The organism is Mesorhizobium sp. M6A.T.Ce.TU.016.01.1.1, from assembly GCF_003997065.1.
GTDB classification, from domain to species: Bacteria; Pseudomonadota; Alphaproteobacteria; order Rhizobiales; family Rhizobiaceae; genus Mesorhizobium; species Mesorhizobium mediterraneum.
Genome location: NZ_RZTJ01000021.1, coordinates 32034 through 55643, shown reverse-complemented (window position 1 = coordinate 55643; position 23610 = coordinate 32034). Strand labels below are relative to the sequence as shown.

The 23610-nt window shown below is 58.0% G+C and carries 22 protein-coding genes; 15 read left to right on the top strand and 7 right to left on the bottom strand.

The features are described 5' to 3' along the window. Positions 1-33: 33 nt before the first annotated feature. The 6 genes from EOC94_RS27370 to EOC94_RS27340 all read right to left on the bottom strand — a co-directional run bounded on the left by EOC94_RS27370 (position 34) and on the right by EOC94_RS27340 (position 8095). Positions 34-1047, bottom strand: coding sequence for an adenosine kinase (locus EOC94_RS27370; RefSeq protein ID WP_095486081.1), 1014 nt, complete (start codon positions 1045-1047; stop codon positions 34-36). Between the two features lie 100 nt (positions 1048-1147). Then, complete coding sequence (metK, locus tag EOC94_RS27365; protein ID WP_063169265.1) at positions 1148-2323, bottom strand: methionine adenosyltransferase; 1176 nt, start codon at positions 2321-2323, stop codon at positions 1148-1150. A gap of 57 nt (positions 2324-2380) precedes the next feature. Then, the gene (gene glyA, locus EOC94_RS27360; protein ID WP_127294603.1) at positions 2381-3718 is read right to left on the bottom strand and encodes a serine hydroxymethyltransferase; all 1338 of its coding nucleotides are present in this window, start codon (positions 3716-3718) and stop codon (positions 2381-2383) included. 37 nt (positions 3719-3755) lie between these two features. Beyond that, the gene (locus tag EOC94_RS27355) at positions 3756-4100 is read right to left on the bottom strand and encodes a helix-turn-helix domain-containing protein (RefSeq protein WP_084831489.1); all 345 of its coding nucleotides are present in this window, start codon (positions 4098-4100) and stop codon (positions 3756-3758) included. A 1057-nt stretch (positions 4101-5157) separates the two neighbouring features. Next, entirely contained in the window at positions 5158-6969 is a 1812-nt protein-coding gene (locus EOC94_RS27345; RefSeq protein WP_245329904.1) for an HrpF/NolX family T3SS translocon protein, read from the bottom strand. A gap of 427 nt (positions 6970-7396) precedes the next feature. Next, positions 7397-8095 carry a secretin N-terminal domain-containing protein gene (locus tag EOC94_RS27340; protein ID WP_095486058.1) on the bottom strand — a complete coding sequence of 233 codons (699 nt, stop codon included), beginning with the start codon at positions 8093-8095 and terminating at the stop codon, positions 7397-7399. Positions 8096-8282: 187 nt separating this feature from the next. On the opposite strand from EOC94_RS27340, the gene EOC94_RS27335 reads away from it, so the two are divergent. The 12 genes from EOC94_RS27335 to EOC94_RS27280 all read left to right on the top strand — a co-directional run bounded on the left by EOC94_RS27335 (position 8283) and on the right by EOC94_RS27280 (position 17843). Continuing rightward, positions 8283-8792: a nodulation protein NolB gene (locus tag EOC94_RS27335; protein ID WP_095486057.1), complete on the top strand. Its 510-nt coding sequence runs from the start codon at positions 8283-8285 to the stop codon at positions 8790-8792. A 36-nt stretch (positions 8793-8828) separates the two neighbouring features. Beyond that, positions 8829-9665, top strand: a complete 837-nt coding sequence (sctJ, locus tag EOC94_RS27330; protein WP_280953371.1) for a type III secretion inner membrane ring lipoprotein SctJ — start codon at positions 8829-8831, stop codon at positions 9663-9665. Continuing rightward, entirely contained in the window at positions 9610-10305 is a 696-nt protein-coding gene (locus EOC94_RS27325; protein ID WP_268931536.1) for a nodulation protein NolU, read from the top strand. Before sctJ ends, EOC94_RS27325 begins: the two co-directional genes overlap by 56 nt. Then, on the top strand, positions 10302-10925 hold the full coding sequence (sctL, locus tag EOC94_RS27320; protein ID WP_091595841.1) for a type III secretion system stator protein SctL: 624 nt from the start codon (positions 10302-10304) through the stop codon (positions 10923-10925). The genes EOC94_RS27325 and sctL overlap by 4 nt, the downstream gene beginning before the upstream one ends. Continuing rightward, a complete protein-coding gene (gene sctN, locus EOC94_RS27315; protein ID WP_024505372.1) occupies positions 10922-12280 on the top strand; it encodes a type III secretion system ATPase SctN in 1359 nt (452 codons plus the stop codon). The genes sctL and sctN overlap by 4 nt, the downstream gene beginning before the upstream one ends. Further along, positions 12256-12768 (top strand): hypothetical protein, encoded by a 513-nt coding sequence (locus tag EOC94_RS27310; RefSeq protein ID WP_095486055.1) that lies wholly within the window; start codon positions 12256-12258, stop codon positions 12766-12768. Before sctN ends, EOC94_RS27310 begins: the two co-directional genes overlap by 25 nt. A gap of 89 nt (positions 12769-12857) precedes the next feature. Then, the gene (gene sctQ, locus EOC94_RS27305) at positions 12858-13886 is read left to right on the top strand and encodes a type III secretion system cytoplasmic ring protein SctQ (RefSeq protein ID WP_126105039.1); all 1029 of its coding nucleotides are present in this window, start codon (positions 12858-12860) and stop codon (positions 13884-13886) included. Next, positions 13879-14544, top strand: a complete 666-nt coding sequence (gene sctR / locus EOC94_RS27300) for a type III secretion system export apparatus subunit SctR (protein WP_095486053.1) — start codon at positions 13879-13881, stop codon at positions 14542-14544. Before sctQ ends, sctR begins: the two co-directional genes overlap by 8 nt. A 2-nt stretch (positions 14545-14546) precedes the next feature. Next, positions 14547-14822 (top strand): EscS/YscS/HrcS family type III secretion system export apparatus protein, encoded by a 276-nt coding sequence (locus EOC94_RS27295; RefSeq protein WP_024505375.1) that lies wholly within the window; start codon positions 14547-14549, stop codon positions 14820-14822. Positions 14823-14830: 8 nt separating this feature from the next. After that, the gene (sctT, locus tag EOC94_RS27290) at positions 14831-15649 is read left to right on the top strand and encodes a type III secretion system export apparatus subunit SctT (protein WP_127294601.1); all 819 of its coding nucleotides are present in this window, start codon (positions 14831-14833) and stop codon (positions 15647-15649) included. After that, positions 15646-16683: an EscU/YscU/HrcU family type III secretion system export apparatus switch protein gene (locus EOC94_RS27285; RefSeq protein ID WP_029354843.1), complete on the top strand. Its 1038-nt coding sequence runs from the start codon at positions 15646-15648 to the stop codon at positions 16681-16683. Before sctT ends, EOC94_RS27285 begins: the two co-directional genes overlap by 4 nt. Before the next feature lie 356 nt (positions 16684-17039). Then, positions 17040-17843, top strand: a complete 804-nt coding sequence (locus tag EOC94_RS27280; protein WP_024505378.1) for a hypothetical protein — start codon at positions 17040-17042, stop codon at positions 17841-17843. 542 nt (positions 17844-18385) lie between these two features. Here EOC94_RS27280 and EOC94_RS27275 read toward each other — a convergent pair. Beyond that, entirely contained in the window at positions 18386-20500 is a 2115-nt protein-coding gene (locus EOC94_RS27275; RefSeq protein ID WP_245463403.1) for a hypothetical protein, read from the bottom strand. A 1351-nt stretch (positions 20501-21851) separates the two neighbouring features. On the opposite strand from EOC94_RS27275, the gene EOC94_RS27270 reads away from it, so the two are divergent. From EOC94_RS27270 to EOC94_RS27260, 3 genes are all read left to right on the top strand, one after another. Next, positions 21852-22205 (top strand): nodulation protein NopC, encoded by a 354-nt coding sequence (locus EOC94_RS27270; protein ID WP_127294599.1) that lies wholly within the window; start codon positions 21852-21854, stop codon positions 22203-22205. Positions 22206-22277: 72 nt separating this feature from the next. Continuing rightward, positions 22278-22520 carry a nodulation protein NopA gene (locus EOC94_RS34805; protein ID WP_224570034.1) on the top strand — a complete coding sequence of 81 codons (243 nt, stop codon included), beginning with the start codon at positions 22278-22280 and terminating at the stop codon, positions 22518-22520. Between the two features lie 117 nt (positions 22521-22637). Beyond that, entirely contained in the window at positions 22638-23528 is an 891-nt protein-coding gene (locus tag EOC94_RS27260) for a hypothetical protein (RefSeq protein WP_127204234.1), read from the top strand. The last annotated feature ends 82 nt before the right edge of the window (positions 23529-23610 follow it).

The window sequence follows — 23610 nt, the reverse complement described above, 5'->3', positions numbered from 1 at the left end:
GCGAGATAGCCTGCACAACGGGAAGGTAGGCCACTAACTCGTTTGAACGTCCGGAATGGTCAGCCCCGCCTGCTCGGCCTCGCGGCGCAAATTCTGACGGGGCCTGGGGCCGATCTGCTGGATCACCAATCCGGCTGCCAGTGAGCCAAGGTCGCCGCAAGTCTGCAGGTCGCGGCCTTGCGTGTAGCCATGCAGGAAGCCGGCGGCATAGAGATCGCCGGCGCCCGTCGTGTCGACCAGTTCCTTGATGGCGGTCGCCTTGATCACCACGGTCTCGTCGCCGCGCACGATGACGGAGCCCTTTTCAGAGCGTGTCACGGCGGCGATCCGGCAATCCTTGCGGATCTGGGCCAGCGCCTCGTCGAACGACGATGTCTGGTAGAGCGACTTGATCTCGTGGCTGTTGGCAAAGACGATGTCGACCGTGCCCGAGCGCATCAGGTCGAGGAATTCGTCGCGGTAGCGGTCGACGCAGAACGAATCCGATAGCGTCATCGACACTTCGCGGCCTGCCGCGTGCGCCAGCTTCGCCGTCTGGCGGATTGCCTCCTTGGCGCGCGGCGGGTCCCACAGATAGCCTTCGAAATAGGTGACCTTGGCGCCAGACGCCTTGTCGGCTTCGACATCCTCAGGGCCAAGCTCGACGCAGGCGCCGAGATAGGTGTTCATCGAGCGCTCGCCGTCGGGCGTGACGAAGATCATCGAGCGCGCCGTCGGCGGCTCACCCTTGAGCGACGTGGTGTCGAAGGCGACGCCCTGCGCATGGATGTCGTGGGCGTAGATTTCGCCCAGCGCATCGTTGGAGACCTTGCCGAAGAAGGCGGCGCGGCCGCCAAAGCTGGCGACGCCGGCCGCCGTGTTGCCGGCGCTGCCGCCGGAGGCCTCGATCGCCGGGCCCATGCGGCTGTAGAGCAACTCGGCGCGTTGTGTGTCGATGAGGTTCATCGCGCCCTTGATGATGCCGTTCGTCTCGAGGAATTCCTCGTCGCACTGGGCGATGATGTCGACAATGGCATTGCCGATGCAAAGCACGTCATAATCCGGCATCAAAATCTCCGCCATAACCCGAGCCGGCTTCTTGCCACGCCGGCCGGGCGTGGTCTCGCGAGTTGAAATGGGTTGCCGCATGCGCTTGATCCAGCCGCCCTCACGCAGCTGCCGGTCCGGCTTCACGCAGCAAATCGTCAGCTTTGTCCGTCTTCTCCCAAGTGAACTCAGGCTCTTCACGCCCGAAGTGTCCGTATGTCGCCGTCTTGCGGTATATCGGCCGTAAGAGATCAAGCATCTTGATGATGCCTTTCGGTCGGAGATTGAAAACCTCGAGAACAAGGCGCTCGATCCTTTTTTCCTCGATCCTTGCGGTTCCGAAGGTATTGACCATGACAGAAACCGGACTGGCCACGCCGATCGCGTAGGCAAGCTGAACCTCGCAGACCTCCGCAAGGCCGCTGGCAACGATGTTCTTCGCGACATACCGGGCGGCATAGGCCGCCGAGCGGTCAACCTTGGATGGGTCCTTGCCCGAAAAGGCACCGCCGCCGTGACGCCCGGTCCCACCGTAGGAATCGACGATGATCTTCCGTCCTGTGAGGCCGCAGTCGCCGGCAGGCCCACCGACCACGAACCGCCCTGTTGGGTTGACCAGAAATCTGATCCCCGAAGTATCCAGGTGGGCCGGCAGGACCGGTTTTATGATCTCCTCAATGACGCCTTCGCGGACCGTGGCTTGTGAGACCGCTTCGTCATGCTGCGTTGACAGGACTATGGTATCCAGCGCCACCGGGCGGAGCCCTTCGTAGCGTACGGACACTTGAGATTTCACGTCCGGACGCAGCCAGCCAAGCTGTCCCGCTTTCCGGACCTCGGCCTGTCTTTTCGTCAAATGGTGAGCGAGTTGGATCGGCAGGGGCATCAATGTATCCGTCTCGTTGCATGCGAATCCAAACATGATGCCCTGATCCCCTGCCCCTTGCCCGAGATCCTGCCCTCGTCCTTCATCAACGCCCTGGCTTATGTCGGGCGACTGCTCGGTGAGGGCCAGAACGACGGCGCAACGTCGACCATCAAAGCCAATCGCATCATCGTCGTAGCCAATATCGAGTATCGTATCGCGGGCGACTTGGCTGTAATCGATGTGTGCATGGCTGGTGATCTCGCCAGCCACAACGACCATCCCCGTCTTCACCAACACTTCACAGGCGACGCGCGCCTTCGGATCGGTGCGCAGGACCGCATCGAGAATGGCATCGGAGATGTTGTCTGCCATCTTATCGGGGTGTCCCGCGCCGACGGATTCGGAAGAGAACACGAACTGCCTGGTCATAAAAATGCCCTCGCTTCAAGTGCTGGAGTTAGTGAGGAGTTTCTGGATTGGGGTGGCTTATCGGTCGGTGATGCCGGGAACATCGAACGCAGTGCAGAAGTCGGCAACGTCTCTTCGTACGCTCGCATGAACTTCCTGGTCATCGGGCTGGCGGCAGACCGAGTCGATGAAAGCGGCGATCTGCACCATCTCCGTTTCGCGCATGCCCATGGACGTCACCGCTGGTGTCCCTAAGCGGATGCCGCTTGTCAGCGCCGGATGCCGTCGGTCGCCCGGGACCATATTGAAATTCGCAATGATGCCTGCACGCGATAAGCGCTCTGCATAGGCTTTGCCTGACAGCGGCCGGTCCCGAAGATCAAGGATCAGCATGTGATTGTCAGTGCCCCCGGTGACGAGTTCATAACCTCGCTCCAGAAGCGCCTGGGCCAGAGCCTTGGCGTTGTGGACGATCTGCTGACCGTAGACACGAAAGGACGAGTTCGCTGCTTCCTGCAAAGCGACGGCAAGCGCGGCGATAGTATTCATATGCGGTCCGCCTTGCAGAAGAGGGAACACGGCGCGGTCTATACGTTTGGCCAGATTGTGTTTGCTCTTCGGATGATGGAGGGGCTGATAACGGTCTTCATTCCTTGATAAAATGAAGCCACCCCGGGGACCGCGGATCGACTTGTGAGAGGTGCTGGTGACCACATCGCAATGGGACACGGGGTTCGGATGCACTCCTGCGACAACCAGGCCGCAGATGTGGGCGATGTCAGCCACCAGATACGAGTTCACCTCCGAAGCAATTTCGGCCATTGCCGCGTAGTCAAAAATACGCGGATAAGCAGTTCCGCCGACCCAAATTAGCTTCGGGCGTTCCCCCTTGGCGGTCTCGCGCAAGTGGTCATAGTCAATTTGCTGTGTCTTTTCGTGCAGCCTGTACGGGACGCGCTGATAATCGCTGCCGGAAAAATTGACGGACCAACCGTGAGTCAGATGGCCGCCTTCGGGTAAAGGCAAGCCCATGACTTTGTCACGGGGGCTCAAAAGCGCGCGATAGACAGCCTGGTTGGCTGGCGAGCCTGAATAAGGCTGGACGTTGGCGTGTTCACTGCCAAATAGCGCTTTCAGGCGCTCGATCGCGAGGGTCTCAAGCTCATCGACGATCTCGTTTCCGGCGTAGTAGCGCGCACCGGGGTATCCCTCGGCATACTTGTTGGTGAAAATCGACCCGGTGGCTTCCAACACCGCCGAGGAGGCAAAGTTCTCAGAGGCGATCAGTTTGAGAGTTGTCCGCTCCTGGCGCTCCTGTCTTAGAAGCAGTTCGTGAACGCGGGAGTCGACGGCGGCTAAGTGAGGCCGCCCGTAAGTGTCGGGCTGCGCGATGGCGCCGCCGGCGGAGTTATCCATGGTAGTCGCGCTCCATTTGGACTGATCTATTTCACGATCAAGCAGGCGGTCCCTTCAACCGCGCGTCTTGTATTGCTTCTAGGCGTTGTAGGTCTCTTTTATGGTGGCCATCATCGTGGGGCAGGAGATCGACCACCAATTGAGCCAGCCCGCCATCCTTGCCTCCTGCTTGCATATGGTACGAAGACTGCGGACGTTGTTCGTTGCAGCAAAGAAAGTTGGCTCTGACCAGCCGCCGGACGTGGCGTCGAACCTGCTCGCGAGGCAGACTGGTAATATCGGCCAGCTCGCCGACGGTTAGATCCGCATGCGCGCAAAGGCCCAGGATTCGAAGACGATCAAGATGCGCTGCCGTCCTTAGGCGATTTACCAGTGTCAACATTGGTTGGCATCAACCCGGACGGGATGCAGCAAGCCGCTAGCCCTTCTATCCCCATCAATCCGCATGAGACCTCTCTCGTCATTTGCTGTAAATCCGCTGGTATGGATGCTAATGGAAGATGGATCACAGTCCTTTCTACGACTAAGACGCCAGATATTGTGGCGAATGTACCACCTGACAGGAGACTACGCTCACGAACATTATGTGAATTTTTTTTAACGTTGCTGAGAATCAAGAATGAGGTTTGGCGAATGTCTCGCGTCGACTGCCGAATCCTGCCCGACGGGATTATGGGGTGCGTACCCTACTTGTCCTTTCCACATGACCAGCGACGATGGGGCGAAGGCGGCAGACATAGCTCTGGAGCATGCTGCGGTGTCTTTGGCCTGAAGCCGAGGAAGGCGGACCGTGGCTTCCGCGCCGCTGCCGGGAGCCCGCGAACAGGCCAAGTGGATCAGCCGGGTGTTGCCGTCATAGAGCGTGAGACGCAAAGCTGGCCAGCCGCGCCCTGAGGCTGACGCACCGCTCAGCGTCCACCTTGCTCTCGAAGCCCATCGGCATAGCGCCGATAACGACTTGACCGCGTGCGTGTCGACGAGCGATCGGTGAGCGCAAGGATCGAGGGTGCAGTGCAGGATAATGCTGTTTTAAATCAGCGCTGTTTTCAGCCGACTGCCTTGAGCGTGGGCACAAGGATATAGGCCCAAGGCAGGAGATCATCGTCTGGCTGTTCGGGAGGCCGCCCTGGGCGCGCGACAGCCGTTCCTTCGGCTGCGCCGCTCCGCCACCATCCGCGCCGTGCCTTCCGGAGACCATTCCCGCTGCCGGCCGGCGCCCGTGAAAACCTCGACCCGGCGCACCGGCTCGAGATGGCTGGGCTCAGCGTAACTCTGAAGTCGTCATATACCGAAGCCTTCACAGACTTCGGACATCCCCCTCACAGTCCGATCCAGATGGCGTCAGGAACACCGCTTGCGTTGATGCGGATGAACCCCTGCTTGTGCCACAATGACCCTTATGTCAGCGCGCGAGCCAAAGCTTCCGCGCAAGGCGACGGCTAGGATAAGGCAATGCCGACGAAGGGCACATTGCTTGCCACACTCTGGAATGATGGCATGCTCGGCAGGCCTAGGTTTTGCTCAGGGCCGCCTGCAAGGCGCGCTTTGAGGTTATTCACATAGCCTTCTGCGTAGTCCTGCGCCGTCGAGACCGAAAGATCAATGCCTGCCGCCAAGGCCTCTTCCATCAGGTGCTTTACGAGCCCATTTCGAATGGCCAGCTTGACCTCGGGGCCTGCGATAAGGCCGATCGCCTGCGCGGCCATATTGAGGCCAGCTTCCTCCAGCGCTCGCTTCATATCGCCTCCGTTAATGGCCGTACGCAGGAGATTGGCTGCTTGCGACTCAGCCTCGAGAACCATCGAGGCAAGATCGGCTACTTGTCCGAGGCCCGGAATGAAGCTGAGCAGTCCCACCGCCGTTGCCGCCAAGTCGAGCACTTTCGTCTCGATTTTGAGCACGGAGTCGACGACGTGCATGACGGCCCCGCCGTTCTTTTTGGCTGACTTAATGTCAGGCTGGTCCATCAGGCCCATCTTCATGTCCGCGACGGCATTCTGCTCTTCTGCGGTTTGGGCGCCGTGGGTGATTGGCTGCTGAACGTTGCGGTTCGCAGACGACATGTTTGTGCAAAAATGGGCAAAGTCTTTTTTGCTGATATTGCCGGAATCAACCGTATGCCCGCCGCCAAAGTCGAAGAATTTATGATGGGTCTTATAGCCCGTGATCGAATTGTTCAGGAGGCCAAACAAAAGAGGATCTGAAAGGAGCTGAGAGGCTGCTTCCCGCACTTTCGGATCAAGGCTCTTGTCGTCTTTCATTTTCGCCAGTTTGTCGCGAGTCAGAACACCGCTTCCAAAGAACGTGTCCTGATGGTCCTTGATCATCTCGACCGTATTCAGCTCAGTTTGCGTGAGGCTCATCGACGATGAGGCGACTTGCAGGAAATCCTCTTTGTGCATCTTCCCTTTCGAGCCACCGCACAACTGGTTCCAAGCATCGGGGTGATCGAGGAAATATTGCGCCGCCGCAATGACCTGGGGCGGAAATTTGCCGTTTTTCGATTCGCCGCCGACCATTTTCTTGAACTCATCCAGACTCAGGTCCTTGGACAGATTTTCGGAGTACCGGTAAAACTCCCGCAAGGCATCGCTCAAAGTCATGACCGAAGGCTGCAAACCTCCGCTGCCGTCGGATGGTATGTAGTTCTGCTCGTAGCTTTGCGCTTGGGCTTCCTGAAATGCAGCAACTTGTGGGTGGTGGTTTGAAAATCCGGCCAAGTCCTTGGCGTTGATCTTGCCTCCACAGCGGCCGTCGCCCTGCGAGCCAATCGCATAAAAAAGTCCCGAATCCTGCTGCAGTCCCTGGATCGCCGCTTTCAGATCCGGTGGCGTAGAGGGATCATTGGCTTTGTCGGTCAACGACTTCCAAGTAAGCGGGCATTGGTCCTTGTGACGGTTGAGTACCGCAACAATCTGCAACTCAGCCGTGGTCAGCGACCCACCGTTCCACGTGATTCCGGGGCTCGGCCTGGGAGCCGGCTCGATCTTCGGGGTGACGCGGAGCAGATGTTGGGCTTCAGTCGCCTTGGAGCGTTGCGATTGGTCCTCCTTGAGAGCCGCCCTCATATTTGGCGGCAGCAGATCCAGTGGGTGTTGCTCCAAGCCCTTCAATGTCAATTCGACATCCGGTGCCAGATGGCCCAAAGGGTCCTGCCGCAAGTTATCCATTGTCGAATCAAGATTCGACGCTGGCAGATCCCCTTGCGCGAAAGAGCCGGGCTTGTCTGCCAGCACACAAGTGGACAGCATCGCTTCGAAGCACGATGCACTTTGCTGATGCTGGGTCGCAAAATGGGAAACTTTCAGGCCCGGCCAACCCCTTGCGGACTGTAGCGAATTTGAGCGGTAGAAAGTTGAAAGATTGCTGGCCGACATTATGCATCCTCAGACGTGACGTTGAAATCCCCACAAGAGACCCCGACAGAAGATCCCTTGCGTTTCACAAAATTCGACAATTCCAAGCGTCGGCAGGTCACGAATGCGCCTGCCCTGCCTTCAATTGCTGTGTTCCGGGCCGGCTCCAAGGTTCGGTCCAACACAATGGCCGGAGTCACCGCGAGAGCTGCCGGGACTCATCATGAGCGGATTAGCTTTCGAGAAACTGACGAGTTTGCGAAGAGTTCACAAAGGGGTAGCCGCAGTCATGTTCTTCAGAGCTGCGGGAAATCCTCAATGTTCATTTCTTGCCCAGCTCAGGCTTCCCGCCAACGCTATCCTGTTGTGGGATGTCAGAAGAATAAGAAGCATCCGGTCGTCCGTCGCGAACGACCGTAGTGGAGGAGCCGCGAAACAAGATCAGCACTGATTCCTTTGGCGTGGCCGCTATGTGAGTCTGCGCCTGCGCCTCCGCCACCAAGCCGTTAAAGGTCTGCTCCACGAGTGCGACGAAGCGCGGTGGACCGGAAACGAAGACGAGGCCATTGCCTGGCACGGGTTTGACCACATAGCGCTCGTCGGAGATATCAAGCTTGTCGAGAGCCCCCTTGAACGCATCGAAGCGAATCGACGTCATCAAAAGCATTCGAGTTTGCGATTCTTGTGCAGCAGACACATAGAGTACAAGGCCGTCATAGTACCATTGGAGACCGTAAAGGTTCGTCAAGCGGTCGAGGAACGCGCGCGGTGGCAAATCAGGCATACGTCCGCGAATTCGCCCCTTCACCGCAGGACTGATGTTGACCCTGATATTCAGGTTGTTGCCGAATTCCTGCAACGCTGCAGCGAGTTCCTGATCCAGAACCGTGTATCTATAGGGTGTCGCCGGAAGGGACAGCGGGACTGCGTGCGCCGGTTGAATCCCGGTGGACAGAAAAAACCCGGCACAAAGAAGTCTCAAAACATGCAGGGTGACGGGTTGGATAAGCGTTCTCGGCATGTCGCACTGATAAACCAAACGCTGAAATCATCACAAGTGACTAAATTGCCGAAGAGATTTTAGATTGTCGAAATGACGCCGCCGTTAGTCAGCTTGTTGTCAGCTTGCCCCCCTAGGAGTGTTGCGCCGACACCGGGTGATGAATGGGCGGGGCTCGCCCGGTCAGAGAGAGCAACCGAGTCCTTACATGATGATGCCTGTCACGTCGATCTCTGCCACTCTAACGGCTGGCCTCCCCAGGGTCGGATCACCGTCGATTGTCGAGCAGGCCCAGTTTGAGCGCGCCTTAGGGCATGCAGCCGACTCGCTGAAAAACGATGCCGCCGCGGGGCCAGCGAGTGCGGCGCCAGTTGCTGCGGCGATGGATGTTCAGCGCGCGGCTGCGCCGACGAGCGGCATGGGCGATCGCGTGTTGCAGACGATTTCCTCCCTATATCCACACAATACTGTTTCCTTCCCCGCGCTCGACCATGACATAGCCCTTTCGAAGGGCGCTCTACCGGGACCGGCGCAGAAGCTTCCCGTCCCAGGTGAGGCGGGAACCGGAATCTCGGGCATTCCTCAACAAGGGCAAGACTTCGAAATGATGATGGCTGGTCTTCGGGATGTTTACAACGGCGTCACCCAGGTGGCGCTTATCTCCAAAGGCGTCAGCGGCGTCACATCATCCGTGAATAAACTTTTGAAGGAAGGCTGAACCGCGCGCATGATTGGCTTGGCCGAGGGCGAAATCATGCGTGGCCTGTCAGGGTGGCGGTCGGTTAGACTTGTCATGCTGCCAGTTCTCGTCGCCCTCACTGCTTGCAAAGCCGACCTCTACACGCAATTGCAAGAGCGTGAGGCAAATGAAATGCTCGCACTTCTTGAAGACAACGGGGTCGCCGCGATCCGGGTGGTCGCCAAGGATGGAACCAGCACGATCCAGGTTGACGAAAAGCTGCTCGCCTTCTCAATCAACCTTCTGAACGCCAAGGGGTTGCCGCGCCAATCCTTCAAGAACCTCGGTGAGATATTCCAAGGATCAGGCCTGATTGCCTCGCCGACCGAGGAGCGTGCCCGTTACGTGTATGCCCTGAGCGAAGAGTTGTCGCGGACGATCAGCGATATCGATGGCGTTTTTTCTGTACGTGTTCACGTCGTGCTGCCGCATAACGACCTTGTGCGAGCCGGCGCCACGCCATCCTCGGCCGCGGTGTTTATCAGGCACGACGCCAAAACAAATGTCGCGGCTCTGCTGCCAAAGATAAAGATGCTGGTAGCCGACAGCATCGAAGGCTTGTCCTACGATAAGGTGGAAGTGGTTTTGGTGCCGGTAGAACGGTCCGCACACGAGCAACGGCCCGATCCGACTGCTGTTTTGCCACAAGCATCAACACCTCTTCCTGCGCCAATTCTGGCGACCGTGACAGGTTTTGCCGCAGCCGTATTCGCAGTGGCCTGTTATCTCTTGGGCAGCGTTGCTACGCGTCGGCGCAAGCAATCAACCGGCGTTTCCAAGGTCGAGGGGCGCCGGGATGCTTCTGCTGTCGAGGCCATTCGCAAAAGAATGCCTGCAATTGGACGTGGGTGACATCTCATTGCCAATGCCTATACAGACCGCCCGACCTGATGGTCCGCACCAATTGCGTTTTCCGGGCGCGAGCGAGCTTGCGGCTTCGGCCCATCCGACCCGTCTAGCGGCGCGTCTTGATCCAGCGTTATCGGCAGAAACGTTAGTGAAGTTGCAGAAGTGTTCCAGACTGCATCCAAGGCTGGCAGAATTGCTGGGCAACTATGACGTGGATCTGAACCACATCGGCTGCAGGCCGGACCTTCTACGCGGGCACGATCCATATCGAGCTGCCCTTCTTGCTGGTAGTATCTGGCATGCCCGTTCGCTGGTCGCGTTTGTCTCTCAGCCTGAGCTTGCCATCCTTGTTAAACGCATCGGCGTGGATGCACACGCATTCGGAATCCGACACCTGCTGCATGCCGTTGAGAACAGACTGATCGCGGACCCAGAAAAACTCGCTCAGCAAATCGAATACGATGGACATGCATGTCTTGGGGCTTGGCTCCAGGACAGTTCAGCGACCGAGCGTAACCGCGTGCTTCTTCGGTTGCCCGAGGGGACTGCCGCGGAGACTCCAGCACCTGAGCATTGGACCGCCGCCGGCCAATTGCTTTCACTTGTACTAGCTCATTTTGAGACAGAGACCCCGGTGAAATGACAGCCGAACTTTCCGAGGGGCCAATAGCGCCGCAGATGCGTCCAATCGGACCACTGATACCCGCGAGCGAGCTCGAAACCTGGCACAGCGCCGCGCAAGCGCTTGCCGCGGCAGAACGGCATCGGCAGCGCGTTCGAAACTGGGCACGCGCCGTTTACCAGCGGGCGTGGGTGCGCGGCCACATGGAGGGCTCGAATGCAGGCACCGAGGAGATGGCAGGGCTGATTGCGGAGACAATCTCCGAAATCGCGCGACGAAAGGCGGCTCTGGAGCAGGAATTGCCGCAGCTCGTGATGGAAATATTGAGCGATCTTATCGGCGCTTTCGATCCGGGCGAGCTACTGGTGAGGGCTGTTCGTCACGCCATAGAGTGTCAATACAGCGGCGCCGAAGTTTGCCTTCATGTTTCTCCCATGCAAGTCGACATGCTTGCACGAGAGTTTGCTCGATGCGACGGCCAGGATGGTCGACCAAGGGTGCGGATCGAGCCCGACCCGACGTTGTCGCCGCAACGGTGCGTGCTGTGGAGCGAGTACGGCAATGTCGACCTGGGACTTGACGCCCAGATGCGCGCGCTGCGCCTCGGTTTCGGGACGCTATGTGAAAAAGGCGAGCTATGAGAAAGCCCGTCCCAGAACATAACGCTGACGCCGACACTCGAGCTCTCGTTCCAGCAATCTCGTCTTTGAGGGCTGCGGCCAAGCGAATTGACACGCGTGCGGTGCGCGGTCGGATCACGCGGGCTATCGGCACACTGGTTCATGCCGTCTTGCCAGATACTCGTATTGGGGAACTTTGCCTCCTAGAGGACCCGCGAACCGGGCTGTCGCTCGAGGCCGAGGTGATCGGCCTGTCGGGTGATGGTGTATTGCTGACACCGATCGGGGACTTGGTGGGCCTATCCAGCCGCGCAGAGGTCGTGGCCACTGGCCGAATGCGTGAGGTGCCCGTCGGCGGCGATTTGCTCGGTCGCGTGATCGACAGTCGTTGCCGCCCATTGGACGGCAAAGGCGAAATCAAGACCGTCGAAACTCGGCCCCTGCATGGCAGAGCCCCCAATCCGATGACGAGGCGCATGATTGAGCGGCCATTCCCGCTTGGGGTCCGTGTCCTCGATGGTCTGCTGACGTGCGGCGAGGGCCAGCGGATCGGGATTTATGGCGAGCCAGGTGGTGGCAAGTCGACGCTGTTGTCACAGATCGTAAAGGGTGCCGCCGCTGACGTCGTCATAGTGGCGCTCATAGGCGAACGTGGACGGGAAGTTCGTGAATTCATCGAAAGGAATCTTGGTGAAGAGGGCCTTCTCCGTACGGTCGTCGTGGTTGAAACCTCCGACCGCTCGGCGGTGGAGCGTGCGCAATGCGCTCCAATGGCGACTGCGCTCGCGGAATATTTTCGCGATCAGGGCCTACGCGTTGCTCTCATGCTGGATTCGCTGACGCGCTTCTGCCGCGCTATGCGCGAAATAGGCCTTGCTGCGGGTGAGCCGCCGACGCGACGGGGCTTTCCTCCTTCCGTTTTTGGCATGCTGCCAGGCCTGCTCGAGCGCGCCGGCATGGGTGAGCGGGGCTCAATCACGGCCTTCTATACGGTGCTTGTAGAGGGTGATGGCACGGGTGATCCAATCGCCGAGGAATCGCGTGGTATTCTCGATGGCCATGTCATCCTCTCACGCGCTATTGCGGCGCGATCGCATTTCCCCGCTATTGATGTGCTGCAGAGTCGCAGCCGCGTCATGGATGCAGTCGTTTCGGGGACACATCGCAAGGCAGCATCCATTTTCCGCGAGCTCCTATCGCGCTATGCCGAGACCGAGTTCTTGATCAATGTTGGCGAATACAAGCCAGGTGGAGATCCCCTGACTGACCGGGCCGTCGCGTCAATCGACGAACTGAGGGAGTTTCTGCGCCAGAGCGAAGATGACGCGTCAGATTTCGAGGAGACGGTCGCATGGATGTCGCGTCTGACCGCGTGAACTGGGTTCAGTCTTCGAGGTTACGGCTTCTGAAGGAAATGCAAGAGCGTCGTGCCCTTGGCGAGCTGTCCAAGAAGGAAGCCCAGCGCGATGTGGCCGCCTCAGCCGTACAAAATGCCTCTAGGGAGCTTGCAATGATACAGCAACATTGTTCAAGAAAAGAAGCAGCGCTCTATCAGCATCTGATGTCACTCGACAACTTGTCTAGCGCAGCGCTCGACCGTCACCGCCTTCACACTGAACAGCTTGCCGCTGAGATCAATTCCAGACGGCAGATGCTTGATGATACCCAAATCGCTCAAGAGGAGGCTGAGATGGCGGCGTCCAGGACGAGGGAGCTATGGGTCATATGTTCGGCGGCAAGGGACAAATGGCAACAAATCGAGGACGACGTGCGGCGCGCCGTCGAGACTCATTCGGAGGCCGCAGCCGAGATCGAGGCCGACGATGAGATACTGCTGAAATATGCGAGGGGGTCGCTTGCCTAAATGCCGCGCAACCGGATCCGACGGTCGCAAGAGGTCGTCCGAATGACACGACCGTGCAGTCTTTGATAGGCGCTGCGGTCACACCCGCCATGTTCGAACCAGTTCTGAAACTGTCCCGCACGGTTGTCTCGTGGCTCAATGATACAGGAGCGCCGCGCACGCCGTTTCAAAGCCGGATCAACGAGGTGCCGCTATCGGTGCGAACGGCAGGGCTTGTCTGGCAGCAGGAACCTGCTGCCATTCCGATGCTTGACTGCGTCTGGAGAGTGGGAGCCGAAACGGTCATCTTGTCACTGTCGCGCCCGCTCGTAGAGGAGTTCATCACGACAGTGCAGAACGGCTTGGCCTTCCCTTCCGAGCCAACTGCTTCGCTAATTCTCGAACTCGCTCTGGAGCCGCTTGTCACTCGACTGGAGGAGACGACGCGTCTGAACGTGCAACTCGTGCGGGTATGCGAAGCCACGATGCTGGCTCCTCATCTTGAACTCGACATCATTTTCGGCGCGGTCAAGGGCAAGGGCCGTCTATTCCTGTTCACGCCTCTTGACGGCTTAGTACCGCCTGCGTTTCGCGCGCTAGGCGAACTGCTTGCCCAGTTGCCGCGGCAGCTGGGCGGGCTGCCTCCAGAGCTCCCGCTCATTGTTGCAGGAGAGGTCGGCACGCTTCGCCTTCCTGCGGCGCTTCTTCGAAGCGCATGTGTCGGTGATGCATTGTTGCCCGATATTGCGCCGTTCGGCCGCGGCCAGATCACCCTAGCTGTCGGCCAGTTGTGCGCCGAGGCGGATCTTGACGGCGATGAATTAATCTTGCGGGGGCCTTTCCGCCCGCGACCGTGTCCTTTGGAGAGTGCGCATATGACACAACCCGGATCGCAACTGGAGCTTACTAAGGATCTCGACGATGTCGAGATCGTGCTTGTCTTTGAATGCGGCCGCTGGCCTATTTCTCTTGGGGAATTAAGAAGTGCCGGCGAAGGGCATATTTTTGAACTTGGATGGCCGATCGACGGCCCGGTCGACATAGTGGCCAATGGTCAGCGTATCGGGCGTGGCGACATTGTCCGCATCGGAGAAGAGCTGGGCATCAGGCTCCGTGGCGGGTTTGCATGCAATGAGTGAAGCTCAGCCGACAATCCTGGCGCTTCTTGCGGTTACCGCCGGACTCGGTCTGCTGGTTTTAGCAGTTGCCACGACAACGGCCTTTGTAAAGGTATCAATTGTTCTTTTCCTCGTCCGCAATGCGCTCGGGACCCAGACCATACCACCCAATGTGGTGCTGTACGCCGCGGCGATGATCCTCACTATGTTCGTTAGTGCGCCCGTTGCTGAGCAGACCTATGACCGCATGTCGGATCCCAAGCTCCACTATCAGACATTCGACGACTGGGTAAGCGCCGCTAAAGCCGGAAGTGAGCCCTTGCGCGAGCATCTCAAGAAATTCACAAATGAAGAGCAGCGGCGATTTTTCCTATCTTCGACAGAAAAGGTCTGGCCAGAGGAAATGCACGCTGCAGCCACGCCTGATGACTTTGCAATACTTGTACCATCTTTCTTGCTATCAGAATTGAAGCGCGGATTTGAGATGGGATTTCTACTTTATCTGCCTTTTATTGTTATAGATCTGATAGTGACAACTATCTTGATGGCAATGGGTATGTCGATGGTCTCACCAACTGTTATATCTGTCCCGTTCAAGATCTTTTTGTTTGTTGCCATTGATGGTTGGTCAAAATTGATGCATGGGCTTGTGCTGAGTTATACGTTACCGGGAGGCTGATCATCACTGAATCCAGCATCATTACTCTTATGAGCCAATCACTGGTGGTTTTCATGATCTGGATTCTACCGCCGCTCATTGCATCAGTGGTTGTCGGCCTCGTTATCGGCATCCTCCAGGCGGCGACGCAGATCCAGGATGAAAGCTTGCCGCTCACCGTGAAGCTTCTGGTCGTTGTCGCGGTGATTGGGCTGTTTGCTCCTGTGCTAAGCGCCCCGCTCATAGAGCTAGCCGATCAGATCTTCACCGAGTTTCCCGCAATGACACTTAGCTACTAGTCCTCCCCATGGACGCGCTATCGGCCGATATTCAAATTCTGATCCAGACGGCTCTCGAACTCGTCGTTGCGGCAGGTCTTGGGGCAGCCCGCGCGATGGGCATCATGCTGATCTTTCCCGTATTCACACGCTCGCAGATCAGTGGGCTGATCCGGGGCTGTTTGGCTGTTGGCTTCGCACTACCATGCCTGGCACACGTCAGCGGCGGATTGCCGGCGCTGGATTCTGATACACGCCTGATCCAGCTAACCCTGCTCGGATTCAAGGAAGTTTTTGTCGGTGTACTCCTTGGCACTTTTCTTGGCATTCCGCTTTGGGGCCTTCAGGCTGCCGGGGAGCTTATCGACAACCAACGCGGCATCAGCAGCCCGACCGCTTCGGCCGATCCCGCGACGAACAGTCAGGCTTCCGCGATGGGCGTTTTTCTGGGGATCACTGCGATTGCCATATTCGTCGGATCAGGAGGCCTGGAAACTTTGATCAGTGTCCTGTACCGCAGCTACTTGATCTGGCCGGTGTATCAGTTTCACCCGACACTGAGCGGGCCAGGAGCAATGGAGTTGTTGGGGCTTCTCGACCGCATAATGCGCACGGCATTATTGGTATCGGGGCCTGTCGTGTTCTTCCTGATACTGATTGATATATCGATGATGCTGCTGCGTCGCTTTGCCCCGCAATTTAAGGCGAGCCAACTGTCTCCGGCAATCAAGAACATTGTCTTTCCAGTTCTCATGGTCACCTACGCTGCCTATCTGGTGGAGAGCATGAAACTGGAGGTCACACAAGCCAACGGCGCGCTGGAGTGGTTCGACAAATTGCTGCCATGAGCGACACAAGTGAAGAGAAGACACACGCCGCCAGCCCGAAGAAGTTAAGTGAAGCGCGCAAAAAAGGACAGCTGCCACGTAGCTCCGATTTCGTCCGCGCGGTCGGGACTTGCGCTGGGCTCGGCTACCTTTGGCTAAGAGGCAGCGTGATCGAGGACAAATGCCGGGAAGCGCTCCTATTAGCCACCAAGTTGCAGAGCCTACCTTTCGATACCGCGGTGCCGCAGGCATTGGTTGTGCTCGTCCAACTCACGGTCGCGGCTGTTGGCCCGCTGCTTGGAACCCTCGTCGCCGCGGTGATTTTGGCCAGCCTGCTAGCCAATGGTGGATTTGTCTTCTCTCTGGAGCCGATGAAGCTCAGCTTTAAGAAAATTGACCCCTTTGAAGGGCTGAAGCGCTTGGGGTCTGCTCGTTCCATGGTCGAAGTCTGCAAGACCATGTTCAAGGTATTGGTTCTCAGCGCAACCTTTTCCATTGTCCTTCTCGGGATGTGGAAGACAATGGTCCCTCTGCCGATCTGCGGCATGGGCTGTGTTGGCCTCATCTTTATGGAGACAAAATTGCTGATGGGAATTGGCGCCGGCGCACTGCTGGTCGGCGGACTGATCGATCTCCTGCTCCAGCGCGCGTTGTATCTGCGCGAAATGCGCATGACCAATACCGAAGTGACGCGCGAGTCGAAGGATCAGCAAGGAGCGCCAGAGTTGAAAGGTGAACAGCGTCGCATCCGCGAGGAGGCGGCCGACGAGCCTGCGCTTGGCGTGCATCGCGCCACGCTGGTCTTAACAGGAAGGGCGGTCCTGATCGGTCTGCGTTACGTTCGCGGTGAAACCGGGGTGCCGTTCTTAGTTTGCCGTGCCGAAGGTGAGCGCGTTTCACATGTGTTGAGTGAGGCGCGGGCACTACGCCTGACGATCGTCCATGACCATGTCTTAGCGCGTCAGCTGATAAGCACTACAAAACTCGGCCACGCGGTTCCTATGCAATATTTCCAGCCTGTCGCGAAAGCATTCTTTGCCGCAGGCTTGGCCTAGTCATTGGAAGTCCACGACTGCCCAGTTCAAAACTGACCTGGTTCCATGCTAGTGGCAAATGTCGGCTGGCCATCCGTGCCCCAGTGTCTCTGTCAGGCCAACCGCGCAACCGCGGGCCTGGGGCAATCACTCCCCTCGGATCTGCCACCCAGCAACTACGGCAAGTCCTCCGGGCATGACCTTTCAGCCTCTGCTGGCCGGTGCGTGGCGCAGTCCGAGGTTTTGAGGCCGGCAGTGCGGATTTGATTGGTGCAGCCGTTGGAATGCCCTCGTCAGCTAGTCGTCAACTAAGCGCCCTATGTTGAACAGCCGTGCTAACTTGAGCTCGGTTGCGAAACATAGGAGTACGAATCGTCATGTATGGTCGAATTGGTGGCTCATCCGATAGTTACCGCGCGCATAATGCCGGCGAGCAATCGGATGCAGGAAGCGAAGGGTTCGCGGACACATTTGCCCGAATGCACTTATCCGGATCGGAAGGTAGCGGCGCCTCATCATCGGCGGCTCCCCAAGCATACTCCCTCAATTCCCGACCTCCTGTGGTGGAGATCAACAGGACTTCCTTCAGGAGACAGGTGAGGCAATTTCATGGTGATGAAATCACGCACATCGCCGACAATCCTCAAGAGTATTCGGAGTTCGTATCGTCACGAGCCAGGCGCACCGCGGACGTTGCTCAGCAATATGGCATCCGTCGAGATACGGAGCACGCGCGATATTTCAGTTACCAATTGGGAGACCGGAGTGCCGGACTGCTGAGAATGGAAGGCGGATTCAGCATGAACGAGTTCGAATCGGAAAGTTGGCGGGAACAATTTCCTGGTCGAACTGAGGTCACTTCCATAGTGGATCTTCAAGTCGCCCATCCGCTCGTCGAAAATGCGGGCGATATTCTGCTGGAGCATCAACTTCGGATAGACGGCGACCGACCGTTGCTGAATTGGCGTGCGGCTAATCCGGAAGCACAAGCGCGCGCGCAGACGATGGGGTTTGTTGAAGTGGATCATGGCGACCTGGTGCTTGACCCTACGCAGCATCCCGACAAATGGACGAAGAACAGTGCCGGTGAGTGGCAGCGTGCAGGCAAACCTCCACTCTATCTCCACAAAACCGAGGACAGCGACAGCAGCGATAGCGGGTCCGACGACGATTTCATGTGATTTGTCGACCCGCCGCCGAGCCTTGCAACTGGTGACGGTTGCAAGGCTGTTGGCAGTGAATGCTAATTGTCCGGCGACAGCCCCGCCTTAGCGCCAGCGCCGCCGAGCAATCCAGCCCATCTCCCAGACAATAAACTGCGGATGCGCATCGTGGGTGCTTGCGAGCGGATTGTATTCGGGCCGGAACTCCGCCTCTTGGATACGAGCTCTCCCGAATCCAATTTTCTCCACCACACCGTTGGGTCGTTGCGATGCGCCGATCCCGATCGGATCGGCTATGCCTGCTCCGCGCTCGCAGGAAGACCTTCCGCCTCGATCTTGGCGGCGCGATCTCGGCGATAAGTTGGATGGGAGGCAAGATACGCCGCCACGTCAACAGCAGGTAACGCGACATCGCAAATCGGCCCTGACGGTAGCCGATCGACTCCAATCGCCGGACCGCAACTCGCGCAGCGGCATTCGCGGTTTGGCCAGGAGAAATGCTCGCTGACTCACAGCGTGGCCGGCCGCATTCTGCCCTAGACCCCAAAGTACGTGCCCTGTCATGCAGCCTGCGCCGACGGGAGCTCGGCACGCGAATGGCGTGGTTGGCGGCCAAGCCCCGAGGTCAACAAGGACTTACAGAAAGCGGGGGTGAGTTTGCCGCGATGAATTATGACCTTCTCGCGACCGGACCTAGCATCGGCTTCCTCTCGCTCTCGATTGTAGCCGCGCTGTTCGTTGGATTTAACGTGGCAAGCGGTGAATTCGGAATCAGCCAGCCCTTCCAAGTTTCTGGCCATGACGGGGCGACTCGTGTGGATGTGCACCCACATCGGGCTCGGCATCGCACCATTGACCAGCATCTTGGGCTGCAGCTTCATCTCAAACAGCTTTCCTGGCTCGCCACGCAGCGCGATCGGTGCCTCCGGCGGCATCAATTCGTCGGCATTGCACAAATGTTCCAGGTATTTTTGCGCCGGAAATGCGTAGGTCTTCATGCAATCAGTCGTAATGCCGGCTTTTCCTTCATTCAATGCGTTGGCCTGTCCCAGCACCATGTTCAGCAACCCTTTGAGCTGGTCTGTGCGTTCGTGCACTTTGGGTAGCTGGGTGGAGGTGAGTAGCAGGCGTACATTACGCCCCTGCAACCCGGCGAGACAGGTTTGCATCTCAATGGCCTGGGCTCGCAGGTACTGGGCCACATCGTCCACGACCTTACCGGCCTCCTCAGGCTTCATCTGGCGCACTTGGGAGACGACGCTTTGCTGACCGGCCAGATCGAACTGCAAAAGTTCGTCCAATCGTTTGAGCCGCTCCGTCAATACCTCCATTGACAACGCGGCGCCCCCGATTGTCGAGCCTGCCCCCGACGAACTCGCAGCCACCTCTTGCGCTCTCACCTGTGTACTCGCAACTTGATCCGAGCGCGCGAGAACCTTGGCTGCTGGCACTGTGCCGGCGTTCGCAGCGACTGGTGTTGATGGCTGCCCGGCGGCAGAAGTCCCGGCGCGAGCTGCCGACTTATGCTTTGACTTCCCTTTCCTTCGCGCTGTAGTGCCTTCTGACACTGCAGCCGTACCAGCAGTGTCAGCCGGTATCGCAGCGCCTGCCCTGGCCGGCATCGCAGCGCCCGCCTGGGCCTGTGGCGCCATGATGGCTGACGGCGGAGACTGCAGGTTCAACAAGTGCATGGCATCGTGCGCAGTGATCCATGCATCGTCCACGATCCGTTCGAACAGTTTCAATGGGAGGCCGGCATCTGGGTAGGTATGGCTTAGCTTGGTATGCACCTCGTGCAACGCCAATCCAAAATCCGAAAGCCGCTCCATGATTTTTTCTACAACCGCGCAATCATGAGCGTTGAGTGCTTTGCCATCATCCATTATGCCCTTCGCCAAAGAGAGGGCGCGAAGAGCTTCTTGACCGGCGCTTGCCATCAGCTGCACCACTCCATTTCGACCGACGAGGAGTTCCTTCAAATCTGGCTCGAACCTGCTCGCCCGCAGTTCAATCTTGGCCCGCGCAAGACCGATCCGCTCACGGACCAGCCAGATCCTGACACTCAGTACCGAGCCGGCACGCAGCCGCAGTGCGCACCGCTCGGCTTCCCGCATCACGGGCGTTCCACTGGATAGGCTAGCGGTGGCAGCGCAGGCGGATCGCTGCCGTTCGGAGCGCCATGCCTTTTTTTCCCACCACTTAATTGCCGCCGTATGGTGGTTCTCCACATTTAAAATCAACAGCTCCTGCCGGTCCGCCTGGGAGTAGGAGTAGAGTTTATCGACCATACCTGCCGCTTTCTTGGTCTTTTTGTCCAATTTCGTGATCGTCGACAGGCCAAGTTTGTCTACTTCATTCGCGGCGTCGCACACGATCTGGCAACATCTACGCACCTTGTCGTCTGGCATAATTGTCTGCGCCTCAGCCGCAGGCAGGCTAGCGCGGTACTCCAGAATTGCTGAGGCTGCATCGACGACCCGACTGATCAGCTCCACCGCCTCCTCGGGGACGTCGGTTTTCCTGGCCGCAGCCTCGCAATCAGTCAGTTGTTGAACAAGACTGTTCATTCTGAGCTGTGTCGGACTGATATCTTCATTTGACGATGAGCTGGTGCCTTCCACCTGCGCGGTTGATAGTTGGCTACCGACCGGCGCCATGGCTTCGCCCTCAGACATGGAGGGAGAACCGCGCCGCCTTGCGGCTGCGCCACGTGGCGCTACGGTTCCGCGTGGTGGCGCAGCGGCTCCACGTGGCGGTGCGTTCAGGATTTGATCTTCGCCAATCGAGGCGCCTGGCAGACTTTCGCGGGCATCGCCTGGACCGCGCGCAACTGGAAGGGAGGAGGGCCTCCTATCGGCGTCCCCAGAGCGCATCTGCTCCACAACGGAATCGAATGACTGTCCACCTTCTCCCGCAGCAAGACTTGATTGCGAAAGGGAACTGCTCGCCCGCCCCGCGCGGCTGGCTCCAGTTTCAGCCTGCGATTTCCGTGGTCGGCCAATGCCCTTCATATTGCGTCTCCGTAGTAGGCGAGAATGTGCTGCTATTGTGCTGGCGGCTGACGAGACCAGCGGCATCTTTCGGTTAACGTCACGGTCAGCCAGACCCGCGACGGCGTAATGTTCCCGCCAAAGTGCTTCTCAGTAGCAGGCCAAGATTGGCCCGAGCTCACAGGACTTTCGCAACGTTGCCATCGATGTCCTGAGATTATCAGCGCTTCAGTCCGCCGATTTCCAGGAACAGCGAATGAAATCAGACCAACTCGGCTAGCTCCCCTTCCTAGACACGTGCCTGACGATTTTATTGAGGCGTCACTCCTCTCGTTCGCCACCGACAAAGTCACACATTTGCTTCAGAGAAGCGTGTGCGTTGCGTATCGCGCGGGAAACCATTTCGATCTATAGTTACAAAAAGTGTCGAGACGGGACCTTTGGATCCGAAGGTCAGGCACGGCCGGCCTAGATAGACCGCTTGGCTGACGATTAGCTGACGATGGGAGTTCTCACGAACAGGGCAAGAAAATCCGACCGCTTCAAGCTTTCGATATGGTGAGAAGAGGATCCGCACCGGCCTCCCAAAGCCGGCAGACCATCCCATGTTCGTACGGTCGCCGACCTTCTCGAAGCCAATGAGCTCACCGCGCCGGGCCGTGATGTGCAGGCGAGAGAATGGTGATGCAAAGACCGAGTTCCTGCTCGTTGCGTGCGCCCGTGGAGCCAGCAAGAATACGGTCATTGCGGTCATGCAGCACGTGGACCGTGTCTCCTGTTCGACACCACAGCATCGAGGATGCAAACGAGCTGCTGCGGCTGCCATTCGGTCGCGGCATGCGTGGACGGCGGGATTGGCCGAACAGCCGAGATCGTGGTCGACTGTTCGATGCGAGAGCAACATCCTGCAGAGCATACGTTTTTGCGCTGGCCGGTTTTTGTCAAAAGCCGTCAGGTTCTCGAAAGCTCCCGCCCTTAGCTTGATCGAGGTTAACCTTTAACACGTCGCCGCCAATGGCAAATGCCGGAGTACCTGATGATAGCAGCAATTGGGAGTGGAGTTGGCAACCTCGGGACTTCCTTGATCCGAAAGGGCCATGGGGATTCGAAATCCGAGCATTCTGGTGATGGCAAGCCGGCTGGTGGCAATGATGGCAAGCCGGCTGGTGGCAATGATGGCAAGCCAGCTGGTGGGAATGATGGCAAGCCAGCTGGCGGGAACGATCGGGCGGATAACCGGACCGTTTCAAATGATCAACTTCAAGACAACTCACAGTCTGCAGCACAAAGTGAAGCCTTCCAAAGTATCCTGCGATCGTTCGCGTTCCAATTCGCGAACGATGCGATGGCTGAGGCCGATGAAGCTTTGGATGACACAGAAGATGCCTGACGCGGGAAAATCCGGCGTGAGGTCATACAGGCCGTTATTGACGGCACAACTCCAACAGAAAAAGGAATGATCATGGCTGCAGTTGATAATAATAAAAAATCAGGCAATACCAATACCAGTAGCGCCGGCAATACCGATAAAACTAACAGTGGCACTCCCGGCAATACAAGCGGAGCTGATGCTACTGCTTTTCAGGCGCAAGTGCAGGAACTAACCAATGTTAGCTTGGAGGCGACGAAAAGGAGTGTCCAGTTGCGCACTCTAACGACCAATCTCCAGACCATCAAGAAGGCCGCCGACGAACGCGTTTCGTAATGTCGGAAGCGGGTTTTAGACTGCCCCCTAGCGCGTCTCCTTATTGACGCGACGTAGTCCCGAAATGAGCCGCATGGCAATTGCCATGCGGCTTCTATCCTGTTTGAGAGATGCTCTGTGGATGACGCCGTTTCCCTCCGTTTCGAAGTGCGTTCGGGGCACTATTGCGGTCTGACCGGCAAGACGGATCTTCAAAAGTGTTTAATCGGCAGCGGCTTCGATGCCGATTTGGTCTTTGTCGAGCAGGGACTGGCACCGCATCACCTTCGTGTAACTCTTCTTGGCAAGTCGATCGAACTGGAGGCGCTTGCACCCGGACTCAGTATCGAGGGCAACCGGAATATCGCCGCAGGCCAGTCCGTTGTTGTGCCCCTTCCTGTCGTCCTGCTCGTAGGCGAGATGTCCATTGCTTTGTCCGTGCAGGATGCAGAGCCGCCTGGTTCGACCGGCATACCGCGCCTACCGATCGGTGTGCTCGCCATGGTCATAATCAGCTCACTCGGGATCGGCGCGCTTTCAGGCACGATCTCCTATCTTGGCAATGCAAGTGGATCGAGCCCCAATTCACTTCGGGCTGAAGTCGCGTCCAGAACGATCAGTCACCGCGCTGACAATGAACTTACGGAGGCAGCGGCCCAAGAGCTGCAGGAGGAGGTCGATCGAGCGGGTCTTCTCGACGTCAAGATTGGGTCGGCAAAGGGTGTTGTGACCGCCGAAGGCACCGTCACGTCTGAATCGGTCATCAGCTGGCAGAAGCTTCAGCAATCGTTCGATCGTCGCACCAAGGGTACTCTAACACTGGTGAACGGAGTGCTCATCAAAGAGGAGAAGGCGCCATCCGCAATCGCGGTCGAAGCTGTGTGGCATGGGGTCCAACCATATATTGTCATCGACAGCGAGAAGTATTTTGTCGGCGCCATTTTGGCTGATGGATGGGTGGTCGATCGTATTGAGGACAGCCGTGTGCTGCTGAGCAGGAATGGCCGCATTGCTGCTCTCCAATATTGAAAGCTCGCAGGCCCCATCAAGCAGCACTCTATGGCCAGCCAAACATCCTGTCGCGCTCGGTGCTGACAAGCTGGCTGCGTTG

Bases quoted from the DNA above. Each gene is read 5' to 3' on its own strand.
- EOC94_RS27370 (WP_095486081.1), bottom strand. From the start codon at position 1,047: ATGCCGGATTATGACGTGCTTTGCATCGGCAATGCCATTGTCGACATC.
- sctQ (WP_126105039.1), top strand. From the start codon at position 12,858: ATGTTCGAACCAGTTCTGAAACTGTCCCGCACGGTTGTCTCGTGGCTC.
- EOC94_RS27285 (WP_029354843.1), top strand. From the start codon at position 15,646: ATGAGCGACACAAGTGAAGAGAAGACACACGCCGCCAGCCCGAAGAAG.
- EOC94_RS27310 (WP_095486055.1), top strand. From the start codon at position 12,256: ATGGATGTCGCGTCTGACCGCGTGAACTGGGTTCAGTCTTCGAGGTTA.
- EOC94_RS27355 (WP_084831489.1), bottom strand. From the start codon at position 4,100: ATGTTGACACTGGTAAATCGCCTAAGGACGGCAGCGCATCTTGATCGT.
- EOC94_RS27280 (WP_024505378.1), top strand. From the start codon at position 17,040: ATGTATGGTCGAATTGGTGGCTCATCCGATAGTTACCGCGCGCATAAT.
- EOC94_RS27335 (WP_095486057.1), top strand. From the start codon at position 8,283: ATGATGATGCCTGTCACGTCGATCTCTGCCACTCTAACGGCTGGCCTC.
- EOC94_RS27345 (WP_245329904.1), bottom strand. From the start codon at position 6,969: ATGCTGTCCACTTGTGTGCTGGCAGACAAGCCCGGCTCTTTCGCGCAA.
- EOC94_RS34805 (WP_224570034.1), top strand. From the start codon at position 22,278: ATGGCTGCAGTTGATAATAATAAAAAATCAGGCAATACCAATACCAGT.
- sctR (WP_095486053.1), top strand. From the start codon at position 13,879: ATGAGTGAAGCTCAGCCGACAATCCTGGCGCTTCTTGCGGTTACCGCC.
- EOC94_RS27325 (WP_268931536.1), top strand. From the start codon at position 9,610: ATGCTTCTGCTGTCGAGGCCATTCGCAAAAGAATGCCTGCAATTGGAC.
- EOC94_RS27275 (WP_245463403.1), bottom strand. From the start codon at position 20,500: ATGTCTGAGGGCGAAGCCATGGCGCCGGTCGGTAGCCAACTATCAACC.
- sctJ (WP_280953371.1), top strand. From the start codon at position 8,829: ATGCGTGGCCTGTCAGGGTGGCGGTCGGTTAGACTTGTCATGCTGCCA.
- glyA (WP_127294603.1), bottom strand. From the start codon at position 3,718: ATGGATAACTCCGCCGGCGGCGCCATCGCGCAGCCCGACACTTACGGG.
- sctN (WP_024505372.1), top strand. From the start codon at position 10,922: ATGAGAAAGCCCGTCCCAGAACATAACGCTGACGCCGACACTCGAGCT.
- EOC94_RS27340 (WP_095486058.1), bottom strand. From the start codon at position 8,095: ATGCCGAGAACGCTTATCCAACCCGTCACCCTGCATGTTTTGAGACTT.
- EOC94_RS27270 (WP_127294599.1), top strand. From the start codon at position 21,852: ATGATAGCAGCAATTGGGAGTGGAGTTGGCAACCTCGGGACTTCCTTG.
- sctL (WP_091595841.1), top strand. From the start codon at position 10,302: ATGACAGCCGAACTTTCCGAGGGGCCAATAGCGCCGCAGATGCGTCCA.
- metK (WP_063169265.1), bottom strand. From the start codon at position 2,323: ATGACCAGGCAGTTCGTGTTCTCTTCCGAATCCGTCGGCGCGGGACAC.
- sctT (WP_127294601.1), top strand. From the start codon at position 14,831: ATGGACGCGCTATCGGCCGATATTCAAATTCTGATCCAGACGGCTCTC.